The following is a 23,767-nucleotide window of genomic DNA, read 5'->3' on the forward strand; positions in this document are numbered from 1 at the left end:
TGACGAAGCTCGCGCGCAGACGAAGTGAAGATCACTCACTCGTCGCTTGTGCCACCTGTGACCCTCGAACTCGAAGCGGTCGCCTTCTTGGCCGGGGCCTTCTTGGCGGCCGTCTTCTTCGCGGTGGTCGTCTTGGCGGCCGTCTTCTTCGCGGTGGTCGTCTTGGCGGCCGTCGTCTTCTTGGCGGCGGCCGTCTTGGTCGTGGCCGCCTTCTTGGCGGGGGCCTTCTTCGCCGGCGCCTTCTTCGCGGTCTTCTTGGCGGGCGACTTGGCGCGCTTCTCGGCGAGCAGCTCGTAGCCGCGTTCCGGGGTGATGTCCTCGACGCTGTCGCCGGAGCGCAGGGTCGCGTTGCTCTCCCCGTCGGTGACGTACGGCCCGAAGCGACCGTCCTTGACGACGACCGGCTTCCCGCTGACCGGGTCCGTGCCCAGCTCCTTCAGCGGCGGCTTGGCGGCGGCCCGGCCGCGCTGCTTGGGCTGGGAGTAGATCTCCAGCGCCTCTTCGAGGGTGATCGTGAAGAGCTGGTCCTCGGTCTGGAGCGACCGCGAGTCCGTGCCCTTCTTCAGGTACGGGCCGTAGCGGCCGTTCTGCGCGGTGATCTCCACGCCTTCGGCGTCCTTGCCGACGACCCGGGGCAGGGACATCAGCTTGAGCGCGTCGGCCAGGGTGACCGTGTCCAGGGTCATCGACTTGAACAGCGAGGCCGTACGCGGCTTGACGGCGTTCTTGCCGGTCTTCGGGGTGCCCTCGGGGAGCACCTCGGTGACGTACGGGCCGTAGCGGCCGTCCCTGGCGATGATCTGGTGGCCGGACTCGGGGTCGGCGCCCAGCTCGAAGTCGCCGCTCGGCTTGGCGAGCAGTTCCTCCGCCAGTTCGATGGACAGCTCGTCGGGGGCGAGGTCCTCGGGGACGTCCGCGCGCTGGTGGTTCTCGGAGTCCTTCTCGCCGCGCTCGATGTACGGGCCGTAGCGCCCGACGCGCAGCACGATGTCGTTGCCCACCGGGAACGACGACACCTCGCGTGCGTCGATCGCGCCCAGGTCGGTCACCAGCTCCTTGAGACCGCCGAGGTGGTCCCCGTCGCCGTTGCCCGCCTCGGCCGCGCCGCCGACGGCGGGAACGCCCTTGGCGCCCTCGCCGAAGTAGAAGCGCTTGAGCCACGGCACGGACTGGGCCTCGCCGCGGGCGATGCGGTCGAGGTCGTCCTCCATGCGGGCGGTGAAGTCGTAGTCGACGAGCCGCCCGAAGTGCTTCTCCAGGAGGTTGACCACGGCGAAGGACAGGAAGGACGGCACGAGGGCCGTGCCCTTCTTGAAGACATAGCCGCGGTCGAGGATCGTGCCGATGATCGACGCGTACGTCGACGGGCGGCCGATCTCGCGCTCTTCCAGCTCCTTGACCAGCGACGCCTCGGTGTAGCGGGCCGGGGGCTTGGTGGCGTGCCCGTCGACCGTGAGCTCCTCGGCGGACAGGGCGTCGCCCTCGTTCACCTGGGGCAGCCGGCGCTCGCGGTCGTCCAGCTCGGCGTTGGGGTCGTCGGCGCCTTCGACGTACGCCTTCAGGAAGCCGTGGAAGGTGATCGTCTTGCCGGAGGCGCTGAACTCGGCGTCCCGGCCGTCGGAGGCGGTGCCGGCGATCTTGACGGTGACCGAGTTGCCGACCGCGTCCTTCATCTGGGAGGCGACCGTGCGCTTCCAGATCAGCTCGTAGAGCCGGAACTGGTCGCCGGTCAGGCCGGTCTCGGCAGGCGTGCGGAAACGATCACCCGACGGGCGGATCGCCTCGTGCGCCTCCTGCGCGTTCTTGACCTTCCCGGCGTACGTCCGCGGGGACGAGGGCAGGTAGTCGGCGCCGTACAGCTGGGTGACCTGGGCACGGGCGGCGGTGATCGCCGTGTCCGACAGGGTCGTGGAGTCCGTACGCATATAGGTGATGAAGCCGTTCTCGTACAGCTTCTGCGCCACCTGCATGGTCGCCTTCGCGCCGAAGCCGAGCTTGCGGGCGGCCTCCTGCTGGAGCGTCGTCGTACGGAACGGGGCGTACGGCGAGCGGCGGTACGGCTTCGACTCGACCGAGCGGACGGCGAAGCTCGTGTTCTCCAGGGCGGCGGCGAGGGCGCGGGCGTTCGCCTCGTCGAGGTGGAGGGTGTTCGCGCTCTTGAGTTGTCCCAGGGAGTCGAAGTCGCGGCCCTGTGCGACCCGCCTGCCGTCGACGGTCGTGAGGCGGGCGACCAGCGACGACGGGTCCGACGAGTCTCCCGCGCGGCCCGTCGCGAAGGTCCCCGTCAGGTCCCAGTACTCAGCAGAACGGAAGGCGATGCGCTCGCGTTCCCGTTCCACCACAAGTCGTGTCGCGACCGACTGGACACGCCCGGCCGACAGCCGCGGCATGACCTTCTTCCAGAGGACCGGCGAGACCTCGTAGCCGTAGAGGCGGTCGAGGATGCGGCGGGTCTCCTGGGCGTCGACCAGCTTCTGGTTCAGTTCGCGCGGGTTGGCGACGGCGGCCTGGATCGCGGCCTTGGTGATCTCGTGGAAGACCATCCGTTTGACCGGGACCTTGGGCTTCAGGACTTCCTGGAGGTGCCACGCGATGGCCTCGCCCTCGCGGTCCTCATCGGTGGCGAGGAAGAGTTCGTCGGAGTCCTTCAGCAGGTCCTTGAGCTTCTTGACCTGGGCCCGCTTGTCCGCGTTGACCACGTAGATCGGCGCGAAGTCGTGTTCGACGTCCACCCCGAGGCGACGTACCTCGCCGGTGTACTGCTCGGGCACCTCGGCGGCGCCGTTGGGGAGGTCGCGGATGTGCCCGACGCTCGCTTCGACGACGTATCCGGGGCCGAGATAGCCCTTGATCGTCTTCGCCTTGGCAGGCGACTCGACGATGACGAGTCGGCGGCCGCCGTGTGCGGTCTCGCTGGTCGGGGACAACTTCGCTCTTCTCTCCGGTCGACACTGGGGTCTCCCCCGGCTGCCGTGCTCCCGGGGTCGGGTCATGCTGACGCTGCGGAGTGTGACGGTACATCCCGCCCCCGTGTCAAACGGGAAAAGCCCGCAACGGCCACTCGAACGGTAACCCGACTACCGCCATTCCTGCCGCCCGGAGTGTCGACCTGCCCCGTCGCGCCTATCCGGAGGGTGACTTCCCAGTTACCGGCGACCCTCCGCCGTATGGGCCGCCCAGCCGTCTCTCCCGCACCTCACGCCCGGGTGAAGCACCATGCGCCGACCCCGAGGGCGACCAGTGCGGCGACGCTCGCGAGGGCCGCGGATGCGACGGGGTTCACACCGAGGGCGACGGGCGCCCGGTTCCGGACCCTGGCCGCGGTCCACACCAGCAGTCCGCCCCCGAACAGGGCGAACACCACTCCCACGAAGATCGCCGATCCGCTCTCCATACCCCTGCCCGCCCCTTTTTCTCCCGCCCGGGAGTCCCCGGACCCGGGAGGCTGGCACGCCCGGGAAGCCTCCGTGCGAACCCGAGGTGAACGCCGGACGGACGACGGCCCCGCCTCCCTGTGAGTACCCGCCGATCACCCCCGGAGCACCCACGCGAACGGCCCGGCCGACCACGGTCCGTCGCTACCCGACCCCCGCGAATCTCACAGCCGTTACGCGCGGCCCACCCCGGCCCGGCCGCCCAACTCGGCGCGAATATGCCGCCCGGCCCCGGCCACCCGCACACTCGGCACAGCGGTCACGAGCGAGCGCTACGACGGCACAGGCACCGCAACCGGCCCGCCCGCGCCACCCGCGCGCTTCCCCGCGCCTCACGCGCCGCCCCTGTACCTCCCACCGCCGTACGGCGGACGAGTACGCGACCTGCCGTACCGAACCCGGCCGCGGCACCCCCCTCCACCATGGTCGTCATGCCGTAGCCGACAGCCCCACCACGCCGGGACCTGACCCGCTCACCTGCCCACCGGATCCAGGAACCCCAGCTCCACCAGCAGCCGGATCTGCGCGGGCGTCCGGTCGCGCAGCGACACGGGGTCCTCGCCGACCAGTTGGGCGATGGCGTCCAGGATCCGCCCCGCGCTCAGCGTGCCGTCGCACACGCCCGCGAAGCCCGCGCCGACCGTGTCCACCTTGGTGGCCCGGCGCATCCCGCGGTGCTGGCGCAGCACCACGTGCTCCGGGTCCTCGGCGCCGGGCAGCCCGACCTGCTCCTGCACGACCTCGCTCCCCAGTCTGAAGTGCGCGGCGAGCAGAGCCGCGTCGTCGTGCGCGCGCAGGTAGTCCACGCGCTCGAAGTGCGCCCGGACCGTGTCCCCGAGCGGTTGTTCGACGGAGTGCGGCCACTCCTCCACGGTGATCGAGGGCTCGGCGGCCCCCGTCTTCCGCAGCGTGATCCAGCCGAACCCGACCGACCTCACCTTGCGCGCCTCGAACTCGTCCAGCCACGCGTCGTACCGCGCCCGGTACTCCGCCGGGTCCGAGCGGTGGTCGCCGGCGTCGCGCAGCCACAGTTCGGCGTACTGCGTGACGTCCTGCACCTCGCGCTGCACGATCCAGGCATCGCACCCGCGCGGCACCCAGGACCTCAGTCTGTCCTGCCAGTCCTCCCCTTCCACGTGCTGCCAGTTGGCGAGGAACTGTGCGAACCCGCCCTCGCGCAGCCGCTCCCCCGCCTCCTGAACGAGCGTGCGGCACAGATCGTCCCCGCCCATCCCGCCGTCCCGGTAGGTGAGGCGGGCGCCCGGCGAGATCACGAACGGCGGGTTGGAGACGATCAGGTCGTACGTCTCGTCCTCCCGGACCGGCTCGAAGAGCGAGCCCTCGCGCAGATCGGCCGCCGGGGCGCCGGACAGGGCGAGCGTCAGCGCGGTGATGTGCAGGGCGCGGGGGTTGAGGTCGGTCGCCGTCACGCGTGTGGCGTGCTGGGCGGCGTGCAGCGCCTGGATCCCGGAGCCGGTGCCGAGATCGAGCGCGGCGGCGACCGGCGTACGCACGGTGATGCCGGCGAGGGTCGTGGAGGCACCGCCCACGCCGAGGACGACGCCCTCGTCGTGACTGCCGATGCCACCGGCGCCGCCGACCGCGCATCCCAGGTCGGACACGATGAACCAGTCCTCACCGTCCGGCCCGCTGTAAGGCCGCACATCGACGGCGGCAGCCACCTCGCCACCGCCCCCGGAGTCGAGCCACCCGCTCGCCACGCAGTCGTCGACGGGCAGCACGCCCGCCACGCGCGCGTGGGGCACGGGTTGCTGCAACAGGAAGAGCCGTACGAGCAGTTCCAGCGGCGTGTCGCCACGGGTGGCCCGGAGCGCGGGCACGGTCTCGCTGCGCGCCAGGGCGGCGTACGCGGGCGCGCCGAGCAGGTCGAGCAGCCCGTCGGCGGTGAAGTCGGCGGCCAGGAGGGCGTCCCGGAGGCGCTGGGCGACGTCGGGGCGGTCGGCGGAGGGCAGGGCGTGCAGGCTGGCGTTACTCACGCCTCCCATTGTGTCCGCCCCGCCGCTCCACCGCGCACGCCTGTGGACAGACGCGCGCGGACACCCCGTACGCCTGTGGAAAACTCCCGCAGAGGTCAGCTGGCGGCCGAGGAGGCCGACGGGGCCGCGGTCGTCGACTTGCAGCTCTCCTGCTTGGCCATCGCCTTGCCGACGTCGCCCTCCTCCAGGGCCTTCAGGGCGTCGTTGCCGCTCTGGCTGAGCTTGTCCAGCTGGGTGGCGACACCCTTGAGGCCGTCGGCGAACTTCGCCTGGTCCTTGGTGTCGAGTTCGTCCACCTGCTTCTTGAGGCCCGCGTAGGAGGTCGCGATGTCGTTGAGCTCCTTGACGGCGTTCGTCTTCTTCGTCTCGCCGTCGTCGACGTTGGGCGCGCCCGCCGTGTTCACGGCCGCACCGATCGCCTTGTAGGCGGCCGCCATGTCCTGGAAGGCCTGTGCGTCGGTCTTCTGGACGGCCTCGGGCGTGCTGTTGTCCGAGGTCTCCTTCTGGATCGCGGCGTTGGCGGCCTCGATCTTCTGCGCCTGCGGTTTCACCGCGTCGCACACCTGCTTGGCCCAGGCATCCAGCTTCTCGTTGCCGTCGTCACTGCTGCATCCCGACAGCGCCAGTACCAGTACCGCACCGCCGGACAGTGCGACCGCGAGCTTCTTGTTCACCGGATTGGTCCCTTCCATGGCTCTCGGCCCCGGAACATACACGCCAACTGGGCGACATCAGCGTGACGGACATCCGCTTGATGTGTTATTGCAACCATTTGCACCAAGAGAGATAAGGCTCACGGAAATGGCGTGCAACCCACGCCAAGCGGGCGGACGACGCGTCAAAACGCGTCGTCCGCCCGCTTGTTGGCTGATTCCTGACCGGCTCCGCTACGAAACCACCGCGGGATCGGCCGATTTGGCCACCCGCTGCGCCTCCTCCTCGTCGTCCCCGGCGACCCCGCGCCGCTTCGACACGTACACCGCGCCCACGATCACCGCGATCGACAGGACCGCGATGACGATGCGCAGGGCGAGGTTCTCGTCGTCGCCGTAGCTGAACTTGACGATCGCGGGCGCGATGAGCAGCGCGACCAGGTTCATCACCTTCAGCAGCGGGTTGATGGCCGGGCCCGCGGTGTCCTTGAACGGGTCGCCGACCGTGTCGCCGATGACGGTCGCCGCATGGGCCTCGCTGCCCTTGCCGCCGTGATGACCGTCCTCCACGAGTTTCTTCGCGTTGTCCCACGCGCCACCGGAGTTGGCGAGGAACACCGCCATCAGCGTGCCGGCGCCGATCGCGCCCGCGAGAAACGCGCCGAGCGCGCCGACGCCGAGCGTGAACCCGATGGCGATGGGCGCCAGGACGGCCAGCAGCCCGGGCGTGGCGAGTTCCCGGAGCGCGTCCTTCGTGCAGATGTCGACGACGCGTCCGTACTCCGGTTTCTCGGTGTAGTTCATGATCCCGGGGTGTTCGCGGAACTGCCGCCGCACCTCGTAGACGACCGAACCCGCCGACCGTGAAACGGCGTTGATCGCCAGCCCGGAGAACAGGAAGACGACCGCCGCGCCGGCGATCAGGCCCACGAGGTTGTTGGGCTGCGAGATGTCCATCACGAGGTTCATCGGCCCGCCCTCGCCGACCTTCTCGCCCACCTCCCGCGCCGCGGTCGTGATCGCGTCGCGGTACGACCCGAAGAGCGCCGACGCGGCCAGGACGGCCGTGGCGATGGCGATGCCCTTGGTGATGGCCTTGGTGGTGTTGCCGACGGCGTCCAGGTCGGTGAGTACCTGCGCGCCCGCGCCCTGGACGTCGCCGGACATCTCGGCGATGCCCTGCGCGTTGTCGGAGACCGGCCCGAAGGTGTCCATGGCCACGATCACACCGACCGTGGTGAGCAGGCCGGTGCCGGCCAGTGCCACCGCGAACAGCGCCAGCATGATGGACGTACCGCCGAGCAGGAACGCCCCGTACACGCCGAGGCCGATCAACAGGGCGGTGTAGACGGCCGATTCGAGCCCGATGGAGATACCGGCGAGGACGACGGTGGCCGCGCCGGTGAGGGAGCTCTTGCCGATGTCCCGTACGGGTCGGCGGGTCGTCTCGGTGAAGTAGCCGGTCAGTTGCTGGATCAGGGCGGCCAGCACGATGCCGATGGCCACCGCGAGGAGCGCGAGGATCCGCGGATCGCCGTCCTTGGCGGCGATGGCGGCGTCGGTGATCCCGTCGAGTTCGGCGTACGTCGACGGCAGGTAGACGTAGACGGCGATCGCGACGAGCGCGAGCGAGATCACCGCGGAGATGAAGAAGCCGCGGTTGATCGCGGTCATGCCGCTGCGGTCGGACCGCTTCGGCGCCACCGCGAAGATGCCGACCATCGCCGTGAGCACGCCGATCGCGGGCACCAGGAGCGGGAAGGCGAGCCCGGCATCGCCGAAGGCGGCCTTGCCGAGGATCAGCGCGGCGACGAGCGTCACGGCGTACGACTCGAACAGGTCGGCCGCCATGCCCGCACAGTCGCCGACGTTGTCGCCCACGTTGTCGGCGATGGTCGCGGCGTTGCGCGGGTCGTCCTCCGGGATGCCCTGCTCGACCTTGCCGACCAGGTCGGCGCCGACGTCGGCGGCCTTGGTGAAGATGCCGCCGCCGACACGCATGAACATGGCGATGAGGGCGGCGCCGAGGCCGAAGCCTTCGAGCACCTTCGGCGCGTCGGCCGCGTACACCAGCACCACGCAGGAGGCGCCCAGCAGGCCGAGGCCCACCGTGAACATGCCGACGACACCGCCCGTACGGAAAGCGATCTTCATCGCTTTGTGCGAGACCTCGGTGAGATCCTTTTCCGGCTCGCCTTCCGCCGGGGTCGCCTCCCGCGCCGCGGCTGCCACGCGCACATTGCTGCGCACGGCGAGCCACATGCCGATATAGCCGGTGGCCGCGGAGAACGCGGCGCCGATCAAGAAGAACACCGACCGTCCGGCGCGCTGATTCCAGTCGTCGGCGGGCAGCAGCATCAGCAGGAAGAACACGATCACGGCGAATACGCCGAGCGTGCGCAACTGCCGTGCCAGATAGGCGTTCGCGCCTTCCTGGATCGCCTTCGCGATCTCCTTCATGCTGTCGGTGCCCTCGCCCGCCGCGAGCACCTGGCGCACCAGCACCCCGGCGACCACGAGCGCCGCCAGGGCCACGACCCCGATGACCATCACGAGCAGACGGTTGTCGTCGGTCAGTACTGCGGCTGCGAAGGTTGTGGGTTGATCGAACCGATGAGGGGTAGAAAGCCCCGCCATTCGTCCTCCTTGACGCTTGGGCTGAGCTCAAGATGTGGACGGATTGTAGGTACCGGAAGCTGATCAAAACAGTACGCGGCAAACCGAATTGGCCTTCACATGCCCTTCCGCAAATGATCGACAATCATTTGCGGCGGACGCGGAACTCCAAAAACGGTAACGCTTCAAACGCATTGTCGCTTGATCAAATTACCGCTCCATTGATCGTGAAGCAATTCACGAAACGCCGTGCACGATCACGGTAAGGGCGGGCGCCTGCGCCCGGACATGCCAAAGGGCCCTACTTGGTAGGGCCCTTTGGGCAAGAAACGACGAGACGAGTGGTCTCAGGGGAGGAGCGTGACCGGCGGCGTGGTTGGCCAGCTCATGCGGATGGATCCGCCGTTCTCCCCCGCGGTGACCTCGACGTCGTCGACGAGGCCGCTGATGACCGCGAGGCCCATCTCGTCCTCCTCGGCATCCACGTCCGCGTCGCCGCCGGCACCCGGAGCGTTGCCGCCGGGAGCCGATCGGGGCGCTTCGTCACCGACCTCGATGGAGAACTGCTTCTCCTCCTCGATCAGCGTCACCCGCACCGGGTCCGGGATGCCACTGCTCTGGTGCAGTCCGACGGCACGCGAACAGGCCTCGCCGACGGCGAGTCGCACCTCGTCGAGTACGGCCTCGTCCACTCCGGCCCTGCGCGCCACCGCTGCCGCCACCAGTCGGGCGGTCCTGACGTGCTCGGGCAGCGCGCTGAAGCGGAGTTCAACGGTGGCCATGCATCCCCCTCGGAATACGGGCGTGCGGTCAGGGGGCCAGGTCGCCGAGACCCGGACCCCCCTCGTTAACTTCTTCCGTCACGGACGTGCGTACGGGTGGCCGCACACGCGTCCGGTAAACGGCCGTCAGTCGGTGGCCGCCACCGCTTCGTCGACCGAGGTGTGGATCGGGAACACCTTGGTGAGACCGGTGATGCGGAAGATCTTCAGAATGCGCTCCTGGTTGCAGACCAGGCGCAGCGAGCCCTCATGGGCACGCACACGCTTCAGGCCACCGACCAGCACGCCGAGCCCGGTGGAGTCGAGGAAGTCGACACCCTCCATGTCGACGACGAGGTGGAAACTCCCGTCGTTGACCAGCTCGACCAGCTGCTCACGCAGCTTGGGCGCGGTATAAACGTCGATTTCGCCACCGACCTCGACGACCGTACGATCGCCGACGGTACGGGTCGACAGGGACAGGTCCACGGATCCTCCAGCACCTTGCTATCGAGCGGTCATCCCAAGGGACACCTCGGCAGAGCCCCCGGGACGGTTCGCCAGCCGCGATGGCATTCAATCACTTACCGCAGGGCGTGCACGACGCCTTGGGCCCATTGTCCGTCACGCCAGTGACACACTCGATCCCGATGGCCAAGAATCACCGATCCGAACGACCCTCGACTTTCGCCGCCTCGCGGCCGGATCCGGGCACGATCCTGGACCGGCTCGCCTCGGGGCCGAGCCGGGCTTCGCGCATCACTCATACGGAGCACTTGCCCCCACGTGCGGGCCGCCATGCCGTCTGGCCCGACCGGATTCGCGCCGAGGTCATCGCCGCGATCCAGGCCGCCGGTATCGAACACCCATGGGCCCACCAGGCACTGGCCGCCGAGCACGCCCTGGACGGCGAGAACGTGATCGTCGCCACAGGCACCGCCTCGGGCAAGTCGCTCGCGTATCTCGTACCGGTCCTCTCGTGCCTCCTGGACGGCTCCGAGGCCCCCAACGGCCGCGGGGCGACGGCCCTGTACCTCGCTCCGACCAAGGCTCTCGCCGCCGACCAGCGGCGTTCCGTGAAGGAACTTTCACAACCTCTGGGAAACGCGGTGCGACCGGCCGTGTACGACGGCGACACCCCCTTCGAGGAGCGCGAGTGGGTCCGCCAGTACGCGAACTACGTCCTGACCAACCCGGACATGCTGCACCGGGGGATACTCCCGTCCCACCCCCGCTGGTCCTCCTTCCTGAAGTCGCTGAAGTACGTCGTCATCGACGAATGCCACACCTACCGGGGCGTGTTCGGCTCCCACGTCGCCCAGGTGCTGCGCCGGCTGCGCCGCCTGTGCGCCCGCTACGGCGCCTCCCCCGTCTTCCTGCTCGCCTCCGCCACGGCCGCCGAACCGTCAGTCGCCGCCCGCCGCCTGACGGGCCTCCCGGTGGTCGAGATCGCCGACGACGCCTCACCGCGTGGTGAACTGGTGTTCGCCCTCTGGGAGCCTCCGCTCACCGAACTGCACGGCGAGAAGGGCGCGCCCGTCCGCCGTACGGCCACCGCCGAGACCGCCGACCTGCTGACCGACCTCACCGTCCAGGGCGTGCGCTCGGTGGCCTTCGTACGCTCCCGGCGTGGCGCCGAGCTGATCGCGGTGATCGCCCAGGAACGCCTCGCCGAGGTCGACCGGTCCCTCGCCCGCCGCGTGGCCGCCTATCGCGGCGGCTACCTCCCCGAGGAGCGCAGAGCCCTCGAACAGGCGCTCCACTCCGGCGAACTCCTCGGCCTCGCCGCCACCACCGCCCTCGAACTCGGCATCGACGTCTCCGGGTTGGACGCCGTCGTCATCGCCGGCTACCCGGGCACCCGCGCCTCCCTGTGGCAGCAGGCGGGCCGCGCGGGACGTGCCGGACAGGGCGCGCTGGCGATCCTGGTCGCCCGCGACGACCCACTGGACACCTTCCTCGTCCACCACCCGGAGGCCCTGTTCGACCAGCCGGTCGAGTCGACGGTCCTCGACCCGGACAACCCGTACGTCCTGGCCCCCCACTTGTGCGCGGCGGCGGCCGAATCCCCCCTGGTCGAGGAGGACCTGGAGCTGTTCGGCCCCGAAACGGCCTCCCTGCTCCCGCAGTTGGAGGCGGCGAAGCTGCTCCGCCGCCGTACGAAGGCCTGGCACTGGACCCGCCGCGAACGAGCCGCCGACCTGACCGACATCCGGGGCGGTGGCGGCAACCCGGTCCAGATCGTCGAGGAGGGCACGGGACGGCTGCTGGGCACGGTGGACGCGGGCGCCGCGCACACGGCCGTGCACGAGGGCGCGGTCCACCTCCACCAGGGCCGCACCTATCTCGTCCGCGCCCTCGACCTGAAGGACTCGGTCGCCCTGGTCGAGGAGGCGAGTCCGCCGTATTCGACGGTCGCCCGCGACACGACGTCCATCGCCGTCCTGGAGACGGACACCGAGATCCCCTGGGGCGACGGCCGCCTCTGCTACGGCTCCGTCGAGGTCACCAACCAGGTCGTCTCCTTCCTGCGCCGACGTGTCATGACCGGTGAGGTCATGGGCGAGACCAAGCTCGACCTCCCTCCGCGTACGCTGCGCACCCGCGCCGTGTGGTGGACCGTCACCGAGGACCAGCTCGACGCCGCCCGCATCAACCCGGAGATCCTCGGCGGCGCCCTGCACGCCGCCGAACACGCGTCGATCGGCATGCTGCCCCTCTTCGCGACCTGCGACCGCTGGGACATCGGCGGCGTCTCCGTCCCGCTCCACCCGGACACCCTCCTTCCGACGGTCTTCGTGTACGACGGCCACCCGGGCGGCGCGGGCTTCGCGGAGCGCGCCTTCCACACGGCCCGCTCCTGGCTGACGGCCACCCGCCAGGCCATCGCCTCCTGCGAGTGCGACGCCGGCTGCCCGTCCTGCGTCCAGTCCCCCAAGTGCGGCAACGGCAACGAGCCCTTGCACAAGCGGGGGGCGGTGCGGCTGCTGACGGTGCTGTTGCAGGGGGCCCCGGAGGAGAAGGCCCCGGAGGAGCCGGGCTAGGGCTTACCCGGGTGGGTCCAGGGCCTGCCCGTACGAGGCCGTCAGAGGCCGTCAGAGGCCGTACGGGCGCCGCCTCAGGCCGATCTCAGAGGCCCTGGTGGACCCAACGGCCCCAGCGGCCCTGGTGGCCCTGGTGGCCCTGGTGGCCCTGGTGGTCCCGCCCTCGACCTGACCTCCGCCGAGAACAGCCCCCGCCCCGATATCACCGTCAGGTCCGACGTCTCGCCCACGATCGCGCACCGAGCGAGCCGGGTGCCCTGGGCCGCAGCCACCCGGTCCGCCCGAGCACAGGCCTCCGAGGCGCCCTCCGCCCAGTGGTCCGCCGCGGCGAGCGCCGCCATGTCCGCACCGGCGTCGGCCCGATGCCGGGCCACAGCGGCCTGCCCCATGGCGAGGACAACGCCGAACACCACACAGAGGACGGCGATGGCACCGACACTCCAGACGGTCGCGGAGCCACGGTCGGAGTGGACCGGGCGCCCGGAAGCAGCCCTGGAGAGTCTGGCGAGCCACCCGCCTCCCGGACGCCTCATGCGCCCGCCCCCACCGTCTCCTCGGCCAACGCCACGGCCTCGTGCGCCACATCGACGGTCAGGCCGCCGATTCCCGGCGGCTGCGCCACGACCTCCACGCGCACGAGGTCGCCCTCCCTGCTGACGGTGACCTCCGCCCCGCTCGGGGCGGCACCACGGGCCACCGCGGCGACCGCGTCGGGCGGGTCCTGCCGGGCGGCGGCCCGGGCACCGGCCCGGGCCGCGTCCACGCACTGGATCTGCGCGGCGGCGACGAACAGCGCCCAGACCAGGCCCATCGAGAACAGCACCAGCACGGGCAGCACCACAGCCGCCTCGGCGGTCACGAACCCCCGGTCCCGCCACCGCCCCACATCCCGCTCCCGGGCCCGGCGTTCACATCTTGGCATCGAGGGCCTTCTTCACGATGGCCTGCAACTCCGAGCTGACCTGGCCGCTCGTCACCACCTTGTAGAGCACCGCCGCGAACGCCACCGACGCGATGATGCCTACGGCATATTCCGACGTGACCATTCCGGCATCCCTGCGCGCCCCGATCGCCGCACGCGCCCTGAACGCCAGCGCCCACATCCGTTCCCGCACCACTGCGAACATCTCAACTCCTCTAAGTGTCAATTCCGTTGATGACCTGATGTCGTTGACCTGCTGTTGGTGACCTGCTCCTGATCTCGCACCGCTCGCGTCACCCACCACCCCCGCCCAGCAACCCGTCCGCCAGCCCGATCACCACGGGCAGGACGCCGACCGCGATGAACGCGGGGAGGAAGCACAGCCCCACCGGCGCGGTGACCATGACGGCCGCCCGTCGGGCCCGTTCCGTCGCCGCGCGTCCCCAGCCGGCACGGGTGTCGGCCGCGATACGCGCGACAGGCGCCGCCGCGGCAACGCCCGACTCGTCGGCCCGCTCCAGCAGCCTCGCCAGGGGTCCGGCACCCGGTATCGACGCCAACCTCCGCCACGCTTCGGCCGGTTCGCCGCCGAGACGTACCTCCGCCGCGCCCCGCGCCAACCGTTCCCCGACCGGTCCCGCCAGCGCCTCGCCCACCGCCTGGGCCGCGATCACCGGACCGGCGCCGGCCGCGATACAGGCCGCCAGCAGATCGGCGGCGAGCGGGAGTTGCCGGGCCGCCTCGGCCGCGTCGACCTCCTCCGCCGCAGCGCCACCGGCCGCTTGTCGCAGTCGCCACCGCCACAACCCGAACCCGGCGACCAGTCCCACCACGACGCCTGCGAAGCCGCCGACCAGCACCCACCCGGCGCACACCGCACCCACCACGGGCAGCCACCGCCGTACGGCGTCCCGCGCCCCGAACCGCCGCCTCACCAAGGCCCGTTCCCGTGCCAGCAGCCGCGCCAGCCTCCGGCGCACCCGCCGTTCACGCCGTACCGTCTCGATCCACCGCAGCAGCCACCCGAGGGCCAGCGCGACCCCCAGCACCACCCCCAGCCTGTGGAAAACTTCCGCGCTCACGCCAACTCCCTTCGCCGGTCCCGGTCGACGGCCGTACCGCGACGGCCCCCGTCACGCACTCCCCCGGCCCTCATACCGCCTCCGCTCCCCGCACGATCCGCTGCACCCACCACAGGCCCACGCCCTCCAGCACCCCGCCGACCAGCAGGCAGCCCAGTCCGGCGCCGGTGTGCAACAGCACGTGCAGGGGGTCGGCGCCCAGTGCCGTGCCGAGGAACAGGCCCAGCACCGGCAGGCCCGCGAGCATCACCGCCGTCGAGCGGGCGCCCGCCAACTGGGCGCGCAGGTCCGCGCGTTGGTCCCGGTCGGCACGCAGAGCGCCTTCGAGGCGGTCCAGTCCGGCCGCCAGTCCGGCGCCCTGGTCCACGGCCACCCGCCAGCACGCCGCGAGGCCCAACAGCCCCTCCGCGCCCGGTTGTCGGGCCGCCGAGGCGAGCGCCCCGGGGACGTCCCCGCCGAACCGCGCCGCCGCCAGCACCGACGCCTGGGCCTCGCCGAGCCCGCCGGAGTCACGTGCCGCCCGCAGCAGCGCCTCCCCCGGCTGCCGCCCGGCGCGCACCTCACCGGCGAGCGATCCGCACAGCGCGATCACCTCGTCGCCCCGCCGCTCCCGCGCCCGCCGCACCTCACCGGCCAGCCTGACCCGGCGCAGCAGCGGCACCCCGGCCGCTCCCACCAGCGCCGGCACCACGGAGGCGCCCAGCAGTGCCACCACAAGGCCGACGGCCACCGACCACCACTCGGCCCGCAACCGCCCACGCAGCCGCCGCAGTTCACCGGTTGCCCGCTCCCACGAGGGCGGCCCGGTCCCCGCCGCCCCGCCCCCGGAGAGCAGCAACTCCGCCCGCCGCGCCCCCGGATACCGCCCGCCCAGCAACCAGCAGACCGCCCCGGCACACACCCCGGCCGCCCCCATCGACAGCTCGACCGTTCCGTTCACGCGCCCTCACTCCCCCGCCCTTTGTCGCCTCCGGCGCGAAGCAGCCCCCGCAGCCGCTCCCACCCCCGCTCGTACGCGAACGCCTCCTCGCCCCACCGCAGCGCCGGCACGGTCACCACCAGCCCCGACGGGTCCCGTTCCAGCACATGCACCTCGGCGATCCGGCGCCGCCCGGCCCGGTCGCGGGCGAGATGCAGGACCACCGACAGCGCGGCCGCCAACTGGCTGTGCAGCGCGGCCCGGTCGAGCCCGGCGGCCGTACCCAGCGCCTCCAGTCGCGCCGGTACGTCCGCCGCCGCGTTCGCGTGGACCGTCCCGCACCCGCTGTGGCCCGTGTTCAGCGCGGCGAGCAGATGCACGACCTCGGCGCCCCGGACCTCTCCGACCGCCACCCGGTCCGGCCGCATCCGCAGCGCCTGCCGCACCAGGTCCTGGAGCGTGACCAGGCCCGCACCCTCCTGGTTGGCGGGTCTGGTCTCCAGGCGTACGACGTGCGGATGGTCGGGCCGCAGCTCCGCCGAGTCCTCCGCGAGCACGATCCGCTCGCCCGGGCCGACCAGCCCCAGCAGGGCGCTCAGGAGGGTGGTCTTGCCGCTTCCCGTGCCACCGCTGATCAGGAACGACAACCGGGCGTCGAGCAGCGCCCGCAGCACCCGGTCGCCGCCCGATGGGACCGTCCCCGCGGCCATCAGCTCGTCCAGGGTGAACGCGCGCGGCCGTACCACCCGCAGCGAAAGGCAGGTGCAGCCGACGGCCACCGGAGGCAGTACCGCGTGCAGACGCGTCCCGTCGGGCAGCCTGGCATCGACCCAAGGGCGGGCGTCGTCGAGCCGCCGTCCGGCCACCGCGGCCAGGCGCTGCGCGAGCCGTCGTACGGCGCCCGCGTCCGGGAAGGACACGGCCGTCAGTTCCAGTCCGCCGCCCCGGTCCACCCACACCCGGTCCGGGGCCGCCACCAGCACGTCGGTGACCGATGGATCGGCGAGCAGCGGCTCCAGTGGGCCGGTGCCGACCAGTTCGGACCTCAACCGCTCGGCGGCGCCCAGCACTTCGGCGTCCCCGAGCACCCGCCCCTGCTCCCGCAGGGCCTGCGCCACGCGCGCGGGTGTCGCCTCGGCGCCGCTCTCGGCCAGCCACTGCCGTACGCCGTCCAGCAGCCCGGCGGGCGCCCCCGGCCCCTCGTCCCAGCGCACGCGGCTCATACGCCACCCGCCTCGGCCAGCGCCCGCTCCCAGAACACCGTGCAGAACCGGGCCAGTGGTCCGCGTGGGGCCGCTCCCGGTGGCGCCTTGCCCTCGTGCGGGCGGGCCAGGGCCGATTCGACGGGGACCTCGCCCGCCAGGGGCAGGTCGAGCAGCCTGGCCACCTCGTGGTCGTCCAGGCCGGGTGTGTACGGCCCGCGTACCGCCACGCGCAGGTCGCGCAGGACCATGCGGACGGCGGACGCCACCCGGCCGGCTGCCGCGACGGCGCGCAGTTCACCGGGGACCACCAGGATCCCGACGTCCAGTTGGGCGAGGACCTCGGCGACACCGTCGTCGATGCGCCGAGGAAGGTCGACGACGACCGCTCCGCCGCGCCGTCTGGCCGCGGCGAGCACCGCGCGTACAGCTTGGGGCGGGACGGCCACGCAGTCTCCGCGGTCCCAGCTCAGCACCCTCAGGGAGTGCAGTTTCGGCAGCGACTCCTCCAGGGCGCCCCCGCCGACCCGGCCGCGCGAGGCGGCGAAGGCGGGCCAGCGCAGTCCGTCGGCCGTCTCACCGCCGAGGAGTACGTCGAGTCCGCCGCCCAGTGAAGCACGCGGGTTCGTAGATTCCTGAACGTGTTTGAGCTGGAACCCACGCGGGGCGAAGCACTTGAGCAGGGAGCCCAGCGCGGGTTTATCAACGCCCTCGCCGGTTGTCAGCGGGCTGACCAGGGACGTCTCCTACGGAATCAGCGCGTCCGTAATGTGACGTCGACCACATGGGGCTTTATCACACGAATATGAAGGAAGGCCCGAGGCGCCTTCAAGGAACGGACATCTCGGACATGCGTCAACCGGCCCTGACCTGCCAAGTCGCCCGATCCATGTGACAGTCAACACACATGCCACACCCTCAAAAATAGCGGGCTTGTACACGCACCCGGACTCCTAGTAGGCAGCTTCGAAAATAGGACATCCCACGCAAGCCCGCTGGTGAACGCCCCTCGCTCGTGCGCCCGTTATGACCGTTACGGCGTCAATAAGGAAGCCTTCACACGGAAGTTGGGGCCCCATTTGAACAACTGTGGCGCAGGCCACTTTTGTTGTTTTGGTGCCCCCGCACCGGTACCCCTTGGATCAGCACCCGCCGCGGGTGCACCCATAGGCCATAGGCCGCAGTCGGCCCCTCGGGAATGACTGCGGCCCCCTGTTGGAGCAGGGGGCCGCCGGGTAGTGCGTCGAGCCTCGAAAGGGCCGATACCCATGTTCCAACGTAGTCGCTGGACCCGTACGCGCACAGTGACCCCGCTCACTGGGGGACTGTCCAAGTACGGAATGCGGCGGATTCTGATCGCTTCCGTTACGGCCGTGATCGGCGCGCTCCTCGTCGCCGGTGTCCTCACCCACATGATCGAGCCCGAGCAGGGAACGGCCATCGGTAGCATCGCAGCCGCGACGATCGCCGTCATCGCCTACGTCCTGCGTCGTCCCTCCCCCGAGGAGGTCGTCATGGGCGAGGAGGACGGCGCGTCCCCAGCGCTGAAGTAGCGCCAGGACAGCCAGGGGCTCCGGGACACCTCGTGTCTCGGAGCCTTCGGGCTTCTAGCCGGCCTTGACCAGGCCGTAGGGCTATACCGGTCGCGATGTTGCGGGTACCGCTGCCGGGGCCGGCTGCGGCGACCTTCACGAGGAGGCCGACGTCGTCGGTGCGCAGCAGCACCGAGCCGCCGTCGGCGACGAGTTCGAGGGCGCCCTCACCAGGCGCATAGAAAACCTGATCTATGGCCCCGGCCTGGAGTTCGAGGTCGTCGACATCTTGTTCGTCCCGGCCGCCCTCGTCGACGAGGAGAGCTGACGCCGACACGCGACCGCGCATAAGTCCGGTGCGTCGAGAGGGCAACACCTGAGACCCTGTGATCTAGATCTCGGATCAGACAGAGGTTCAGAGCGTGATCATTCTCGATGCCTGCATCGTCCGGGGTCTCAGCCTGGACGACAGCAGCGCCGACCTTCTGCGGGCGCTGCGCGCCGTCGGCGAACGCGTCGCCATTCCTTGGATGGTGGCGCAGGAACTCCTCGCACAGCGGGTCCTCAGCCACCAGGAAGGCCACGACGCGGCAGCCGCGGCGCTGGCCAACTACGCACGCCACACGCCATGGAAACCGAGCTTTCAGGTCGAGGAGCCCGACGTCGAACGCGTCCGGAAACACTGGACTGCGGCGTTCGGGACTCTCGTAGAGACCCTTCCGCCGAGCCCAACAGCCATGCAAGCGGCCTTTTTCCGCGAGGCGAACGCTCTCCCGCCCTGCAAGAAGCAGGGCAGGAACAAGACCGGGACGAGGGACGCCGTCATCTGGCTCTCGGCGATCGAGTACGCCCGCGAGCACCGCGAAGAGACTGTCTGTTTCGTCAGCAGCAACACCACGGACTTCGGGAAGGGCAACGGGTATCCCCCGCCGATGGACCAGGATGTCGCTGACCTCGGCGACCGGTTCATTCACTTCACGAAGCTCGACGAGGTGATCGAACGATTCACGAAGCGCACGGAGACGGACGAGGCTCTCGCGGCCGAGATCCTCGGCTCGCGAACGGTCCTCATGAGCATGGGGGCGGCGGCAGAGAAGCACCTCGGTGCCTTGAGCGAGACCTTCCCGTGCACGACTCTTGGCCGCGAGGTCGGGCAGGAGACGGCCGTCATGCCCGCCGCGGGCTGGGTCTCGGCCAGGGCGTCGCTCCGCTCCGTGGACAAGCTCCGGGCGTACCGGATCGGCGAGCACGAGTGGTACACGGCCGTCGTTCGGTGGTGTATCTCCGGCATCGCCTACTTCGGCGACGGCGAGTTCAGTGCCGGCTCCGCAGGCTCGTCCTGGACCACATCCGTCCTGTTCACGCCGGACGCCGCCAACCCCCGCTTGACGATCCTCCGCTACGACCTGCCCCTCCAGCTCCCCACCGAGGAGTTCATGTCCCTCGGGCTCAACCAAGGAGTCATCTCACTCGCCCCGCTGGCCGACGTCATCCAGATGCTCGCCCCAGCGCTCAAGAAGCTTGCGCCGCGCGGACTCCCTCGGGCATACGAAGGGGCGCTGGTGAAGCAGGCTCGACAGAGCGCCCTGGAGCGGCGGATCAAGGCCGTGCTGGCAGACAAGGAAGAGGACGAGTAGGCGCGAACCTGTCAGCTCCGGGGGCGGAAGCGGGTGAACACACGCTGGAATTGATACGCCGTCAGAGGGTCAGCGTTCGACCGTCGGCGAAACGCGTCACTCACACTTGGCGCTGAAGCGCCAGCCGGCCCCCACCAGACCGGCTGGCGCTAGCAGCGTCACTCGTCGGGTACCGAGGTGACCGACGGCGGCATGATGGCAACGCGAGACCGGCAGCGTCCGCGGCCGGCGGGAGAGGGGACTCGAAGGACATGCCTCTGGATCTGAGCAGGCTGGGCAAGGGCGATCGTGCACCCCTCATCCGCCCGCGCGACATCTTCAACGGACTGCCGAACCGCCCCTTCCCATACCTCCGCCAGGAACAGGGCGAGGTATTCGAATCATGGTTCGACATCAGAGACAACCATGACGTCGTGATCAAGCAGAACACGGGAGGCGGCAAGACGGTCGTCGGCCTGCTGATCGCGCAGAGCACCTTGAACGAGGGCATCGGCAAGGCCGTCTATCTCACGCCCGACAACTACCTGGCATCCCAGGCACGAGCCGAGGCCCACCGGCTGGGACTGGCGACGGCCAGCGACCCGGACGACATGGAGTTCCGCGCCGAGCGGGCAATCCTGATCACCACTTTCCACACCCTCGTCAACGGCCTGTCCCGCTTCGGAGTGATCGGCGGATCACACCCGCCCATGGATCTGGGCGTCGTGATCGTTGACGACGCCCACGCCGCGCTGGCGGCCACAGAGGCTCAGTTCACGCTCAACATCGCCCGCGGACACGCCGCCTATCAGCCGCTCCTGGACATGTTCGAGGGCGACTTGCGCCGACAGTCCGCGAAGGCATGGGCAGACATCAGCACAGCGGAGTACACGGCGGCCATCCGTGTCCCGTTCTGGGCATGGGCGGACCGGGCCCAGGACGTCATGGAGCTGCTGCACCCGCACCGGGAAAGCAACGACAAGTTCCGGTTCACATGGCCCCTGATCGCGGACGTCCTTCCACTGTGCGCTGCGACCGCGACCAGTCAAGGCTTCGAGATCCGTCCGCCGTGCCCGCCCATCCACATGATCCCGTCCTTCGCGAAGGCCCGCCGCCGCGTCTACCTCACTGCCACTCTCGCAGACGACAGCGTGCTCGTGACCTCGCTCGATGCCGACCCGGAACTCCTGGTCAAACCCGTCACTCCAGGAAGCGCCGCGGACCTCGGCGACCGGCTGATCCTTTCTCCGCTGGCACTCAACCGCAACCTCGACGCCGGGGCGATCAGACTGCTTGCCCGGCAATTCGCCAACGGCGACCGGAACGGTGACGGTGCCCCCGACGCACAGCCGATCAACGTCGTCGTCATCGTGCCCAGCGGGCCGGCCGCAGAGCCGTGGAAGCCGTTCGCGGACGCCGTGCTCAGAGTCAATGACCTTGCAGCCGGAGTGGAATCCCTCAAGTCCACACGCGGCCGTCTCGTGGTCTTGATCAACAAGTACGACGGGGTCGACCTGCCCGGCGACGCCTGTCGCCTCCTGATCCTCGATGGCGTCCCCACTCCGATGAGCGGCGCCGACCGCCGCGAAGCGGATGCCCTGACCGGCAGCCCGACGGTCACAGCCCGTGAGATCCAGAGGATCGAGCAGGGCATGGGCCGAGGCGTGCGTGATCGGGACGACCACTGCGCCGTTCTCCTTCTCGGAGCCAACCTCGCCCGAGCCACTACGGAGCCGAACCGCCTGTCGATGTTCTCCAACGCGACCCAGGCCCAGCTTGGGCTCAGCCAGGAGCTGGCGCTCCAGATCAAGGGTGAGGGAATCAGCTCGATTCGGGAGGCTCTTTCCCTTTTCCTCAGCCGAGATCCGGCCTGGGTCGAGGAGAGCCGGCGCCGCACGGCCACGGTCCGCTACGCCGAGTACACGAGAATCCGCCCCGAGGCCATCGCGAGTCGGAAGGCATTCGACCTGGCCGTCGTCGGCCAGACCAGCAGTGCAGCTGAACGTTTCGTGCAGGTGATCAACCAGACCGATGATCCAGCCTTGCGGGGATGGCTGCTGGAGCAGCGGGCTGGATACGTTCACTTCACCGACTCGCACCAGGCTCAGCAGGTGCTCGTGAACGCTACGGGACTCAACCACGCGGTATTGCGACCAGCTGCCGGCATCGCCCCCGCCAAGGCCAAGGCCGGGGCCGTTCAAGCCCGAGAAGCAGCCGCGTTCCTGGCCGCAACATACGACAATCCAACCCAGTTCGTCCTCGGGGTCAAGGCCATGCTGGAGGACGTCGCCTGGGACGAGGAGCGCACGAACCAGGCCGAAGCCGCCTGGCAACAGCTGGGACGGCATCTCGGGTTCGCCAGCAGCCGCCCCGACAAGGAGAGCGGAGGCGAAGGTCCAGACAACCTCTGGATTCTCAGCCCGACTCGGCATGCCGTCACAGAACTCAAGACGGGCTGCACCACCAACACCATCTCGAAGCACGATCTGGACCAGCTCGGCGGCAGCGTCCGATGGGATCGCCGCGAGTATCCGGAAGCCACTCCCCTGGCGGTCATGCTCCACCCCAGCAACATTTGCGACTCGCTGGGCACCCCGGAGCCGGGCATGGTCGTCATCACGCCTGACAAGCTCGACGCCCTCAAAGCTGCCGTGACCAGGTACACGGTTGCCCTGGCCGACGGACTGGGCCTTTGGCGGGACGAGGGCAGCGTTTCCACGCATCTCGTGGCAAATCGTCTAAATGGCGATCAACTTTTCAATACCTACGCCATCCCGGCGCGCAAGGTCTGAGTCGATCTCAACCATCAAATGACTTGGGGCCGTCGGCCGTAGGTCGGCGGGCCCAAGTAGCAGGTTCTTCCAGTGACAGTGCCACACCTGTTGCACTGTCACTGCCATCGCTCCCAGCGTCGAGCCGCACGAAGCGCCCTCGGCAAGCTTTGTTTCCAGCGTTTGCCCAGGCCCTCAGTTTGGGGCTCAACGCCTTCCGTGGGTGCCTTCGTCCACTGGCGGGGCGTCGTCGACGTGGTCATGAGGTTCGGCATCCAAGAAGATGCCATGGGGCAGGCCGCTCAAGTGCACGAGAAGCTTGGTGCCCACTTCGAGGTCGCATGCTGCGCAGTGAAACCTGTGGGGGCTGAGGAAAACCTCCTCCGTGTCGATGGTGACTTGGCCGTTGTTGTGGTGGTGGATGGCCTCCACCTCGCCAGCCATCCACCCCTGAGAGCCGCAGGCCGGGCATTCCACTGGGGCTTCCCGGCCCATGGTGATCATCGGCTTGCTGGTGATCGCCGCCAGGACCACGTCACGCTCTTTGGGTGACATGTGGCCGAAGCGCTGCTCGAACAATGAACGGGCTTTGACCAGCAGGGCTTCCGCCGCAACGCGTTCCTGTCGCACCTGTTCATCAACCAGTTTGTCGTGCAGGACCAGGTATGGGCCCCAGTAGCTGTTCGGATCAACTTTCAGTTCTTCGAGAACCGGGTCAACCAAGCGCAGACAGGCCGTGAACACTGCTTCAGAATGTGCCGAATCATGTATCGCGCTGTGGGCAACTCCGTTGCGGGCGTCCGCCAGGGGTTCGAGATCCTCTTTGCTGATCGGGATCTTCCTGGGAAGAAGCTTGACCGTCCGCAGGTAGGAGTCAACAAGACCGATGGTCTTGACCTTGGCCAGTGGGCCTGCGTGGGAGCCCAGGCCCGTGGCGTGGAGCAACGAGTCGAAGTGCCGGCCGTCGACGATCAAAGCGGGATGAATCCCGGCGAGGTATGCCTTGAGCAGGTGCTCCGTAGCGACTCCAGCGTGGTGAACGGCGAAGTCGTGACTCTCGGGGCCCTCGACAAAAGCCGCCAGTGCGGCATTCATCCATCTACGGGATGAACCCTTCAACTGCTCTGCATCCATGGCCGAAACGATATGACCGCTGGACCGTCACACGCTCGGGGTTTCTCCAGGGTCCTCCGTGCAGCCCTGGAGGGTGGGGTCGGC

18 protein-coding genes and 1 pseudogene are annotated in these 23,767 nt (G+C 69.6%); 4 read left to right on the forward strand and 15 right to left on the reverse strand.

The window, feature by feature from the left end; translation table 11 throughout:
• Nucleotides 1–35: 35 nt before the first annotated feature.
• From topA to bldG, 7 genes are all read right to left on the reverse strand, one after another.
• Nucleotides 36–2,927 (reverse strand): type I DNA topoisomerase, encoded by a 2,892-nt coding sequence (gene topA, locus OG787_RS20575; RefSeq protein WP_405535974.1) that lies wholly within the window; start codon nucleotides 2,925–2,927, stop codon nucleotides 36–38.
• 269 nt (nucleotides 2,928–3,196) lie between these two features.
• Nucleotides 3,197–3,394 (reverse strand): hypothetical protein, encoded by a 198-nt coding sequence (locus OG787_RS20580; RefSeq protein ID WP_405535975.1) that lies wholly within the window; start codon nucleotides 3,392–3,394, stop codon nucleotides 3,197–3,199.
• Nucleotides 3,395–3,907: 513 nt separating this feature from the next.
• Entirely contained in the window at nucleotides 3,908–5,440 is a 1,533-nt protein-coding gene (locus OG787_RS20585) for a methyltransferase (RefSeq protein ID WP_405535976.1), read from the reverse strand.
• An 86-nt stretch (nucleotides 5,441–5,526) separates the two neighbouring features.
• A complete protein-coding gene (locus tag OG787_RS20590) occupies nucleotides 5,527–6,123 on the reverse strand; it encodes a small secreted protein (protein WP_369034389.1) in 597 nt (198 codons plus the stop codon).
• A gap of 195 nt (nucleotides 6,124–6,318) precedes the next feature.
• A complete protein-coding gene (locus OG787_RS20595; protein ID WP_389355934.1) occupies nucleotides 6,319–8,721 on the reverse strand; it encodes a sodium-translocating pyrophosphatase in 2,403 nt (800 codons plus the stop codon).
• A gap of 326 nt (nucleotides 8,722–9,047) precedes the next feature.
• Entirely contained in the window at nucleotides 9,048–9,482 is a 435-nt protein-coding gene (locus OG787_RS20600) for an ATP-binding protein (protein WP_369034391.1), read from the reverse strand.
• Between the two features lie 126 nt (nucleotides 9,483–9,608).
• Nucleotides 9,609–9,950 carry an anti-sigma factor antagonist BldG gene (bldG, locus tag OG787_RS20605; RefSeq protein ID WP_005475923.1) on the reverse strand — a complete coding sequence of 114 codons (342 nt, stop codon included), beginning with the start codon at nucleotides 9,948–9,950 and terminating at the stop codon, nucleotides 9,609–9,611.
• Nucleotides 9,951–10,030: 80 nt separating this feature from the next.
• On the opposite strand from bldG, the gene OG787_RS20610 reads away from it, so the two are divergent.
• Nucleotides 10,031–12,505, forward strand: a complete 2,475-nt coding sequence (locus OG787_RS20610; RefSeq protein WP_405535977.1) for a DEAD/DEAH box helicase — start codon at nucleotides 10,031–10,033, stop codon at nucleotides 12,503–12,505.
• A 74-nt stretch (nucleotides 12,506–12,579) separates the two neighbouring features.
• On the opposite strand, the gene OG787_RS20615 is transcribed toward OG787_RS20610, so the two are convergent.
• From OG787_RS20615 to ssd, 7 genes and pseudogenes are all read right to left on the reverse strand, one after another.
• Nucleotides 12,580–13,038 carry an Rv3654c family TadE-like protein gene (locus OG787_RS20615; protein WP_405535978.1) on the reverse strand — a complete coding sequence of 153 codons (459 nt, stop codon included), beginning with the start codon at nucleotides 13,036–13,038 and terminating at the stop codon, nucleotides 12,580–12,582.
• A complete protein-coding gene (locus OG787_RS20620; RefSeq protein ID WP_369034394.1) occupies nucleotides 13,035–13,427 on the reverse strand; it encodes a TadE family type IV pilus minor pilin in 393 nt (130 codons plus the stop codon). The genes OG787_RS20615 and OG787_RS20620 overlap by 4 nt, the downstream gene beginning before the upstream one ends.
• Entirely contained in the window at nucleotides 13,414–13,632 is a 219-nt protein-coding gene (locus OG787_RS20625) for a DUF4244 domain-containing protein (RefSeq protein WP_369034395.1), read from the reverse strand. Before OG787_RS20625 ends, OG787_RS20620 begins: the two co-directional genes overlap by 14 nt.
• A gap of 88 nt (nucleotides 13,633–13,720) precedes the next feature.
• Nucleotides 13,721–14,509, reverse strand: a complete 789-nt coding sequence (locus OG787_RS20630) for a type II secretion system F family protein (protein WP_405535979.1) — start codon at nucleotides 14,507–14,509, stop codon at nucleotides 13,721–13,723.
• Between the two features lie 70 nt (nucleotides 14,510–14,579).
• The gene (locus tag OG787_RS20635; RefSeq protein WP_369034418.1) at nucleotides 14,580–15,425 is read right to left on the reverse strand and encodes a type II secretion system F family protein; all 846 of its coding nucleotides are present in this window, start codon (nucleotides 15,423–15,425) and stop codon (nucleotides 14,580–14,582) included.
• 20 nt (nucleotides 15,426–15,445) lie between these two features.
• Nucleotides 15,446–16,651, reverse strand: coding sequence for a TadA family conjugal transfer-associated ATPase (locus tag OG787_RS20640; RefSeq protein ID WP_405535980.1), 1,206 nt, complete (start codon nucleotides 16,649–16,651; stop codon nucleotides 15,446–15,448).
• Nucleotides 16,648–17,241: pseudogene (gene ssd, locus OG787_RS20645) on the reverse strand (septum site-determining protein Ssd); the annotation flags it as partial. The gene OG787_RS20640 and the pseudogene ssd, both read right to left, overlap by 4 nt.
• Nucleotides 17,242–17,898: 657 nt before the next feature.
• Here ssd and OG787_RS20650 point away from each other — a divergent pair.
• From OG787_RS20650 to OG787_RS20660, 3 genes are all read left to right on the forward strand, one after another.
• Nucleotides 17,899–18,183, forward strand: a complete 285-nt coding sequence (locus OG787_RS20650) for a hypothetical protein (RefSeq protein WP_405535981.1) — start codon at nucleotides 17,899–17,901, stop codon at nucleotides 18,181–18,183.
• 401 nt (nucleotides 18,184–18,584) lie between these two features.
• A complete protein-coding gene (locus OG787_RS20655) occupies nucleotides 18,585–19,799 on the forward strand; it encodes a PIN domain-containing protein (protein WP_405535982.1) in 1,215 nt (404 codons plus the stop codon).
• 251 nt (nucleotides 19,800–20,050) lie between these two features.
• Nucleotides 20,051–22,570 carry a DEAD/DEAH box helicase gene (locus OG787_RS20660; RefSeq protein WP_405535983.1) on the forward strand — a complete coding sequence of 840 codons (2,520 nt, stop codon included), beginning with the start codon at nucleotides 20,051–20,053 and terminating at the stop codon, nucleotides 22,568–22,570.
• Between the two features lie 186 nt (nucleotides 22,571–22,756).
• Here the strand turns inward: OG787_RS20660 and OG787_RS20665 are convergent, their stop codons facing one another.
• Complete coding sequence (locus tag OG787_RS20665; RefSeq protein ID WP_405535984.1) at nucleotides 22,757–23,683, reverse strand: hypothetical protein; 927 nt, start codon at nucleotides 23,681–23,683, stop codon at nucleotides 22,757–22,759.
• Nucleotides 23,684–23,767: the final 84 nt, after the last annotated feature.

Source organism: Streptomyces sp. NBC_00075 (assembly GCF_045041225.1).
In the GTDB taxonomy this organism is placed as follows: domain Bacteria; phylum Actinomycetota; class Actinomycetes; order Streptomycetales; family Streptomycetaceae; genus Streptomyces; species Streptomyces adonidis.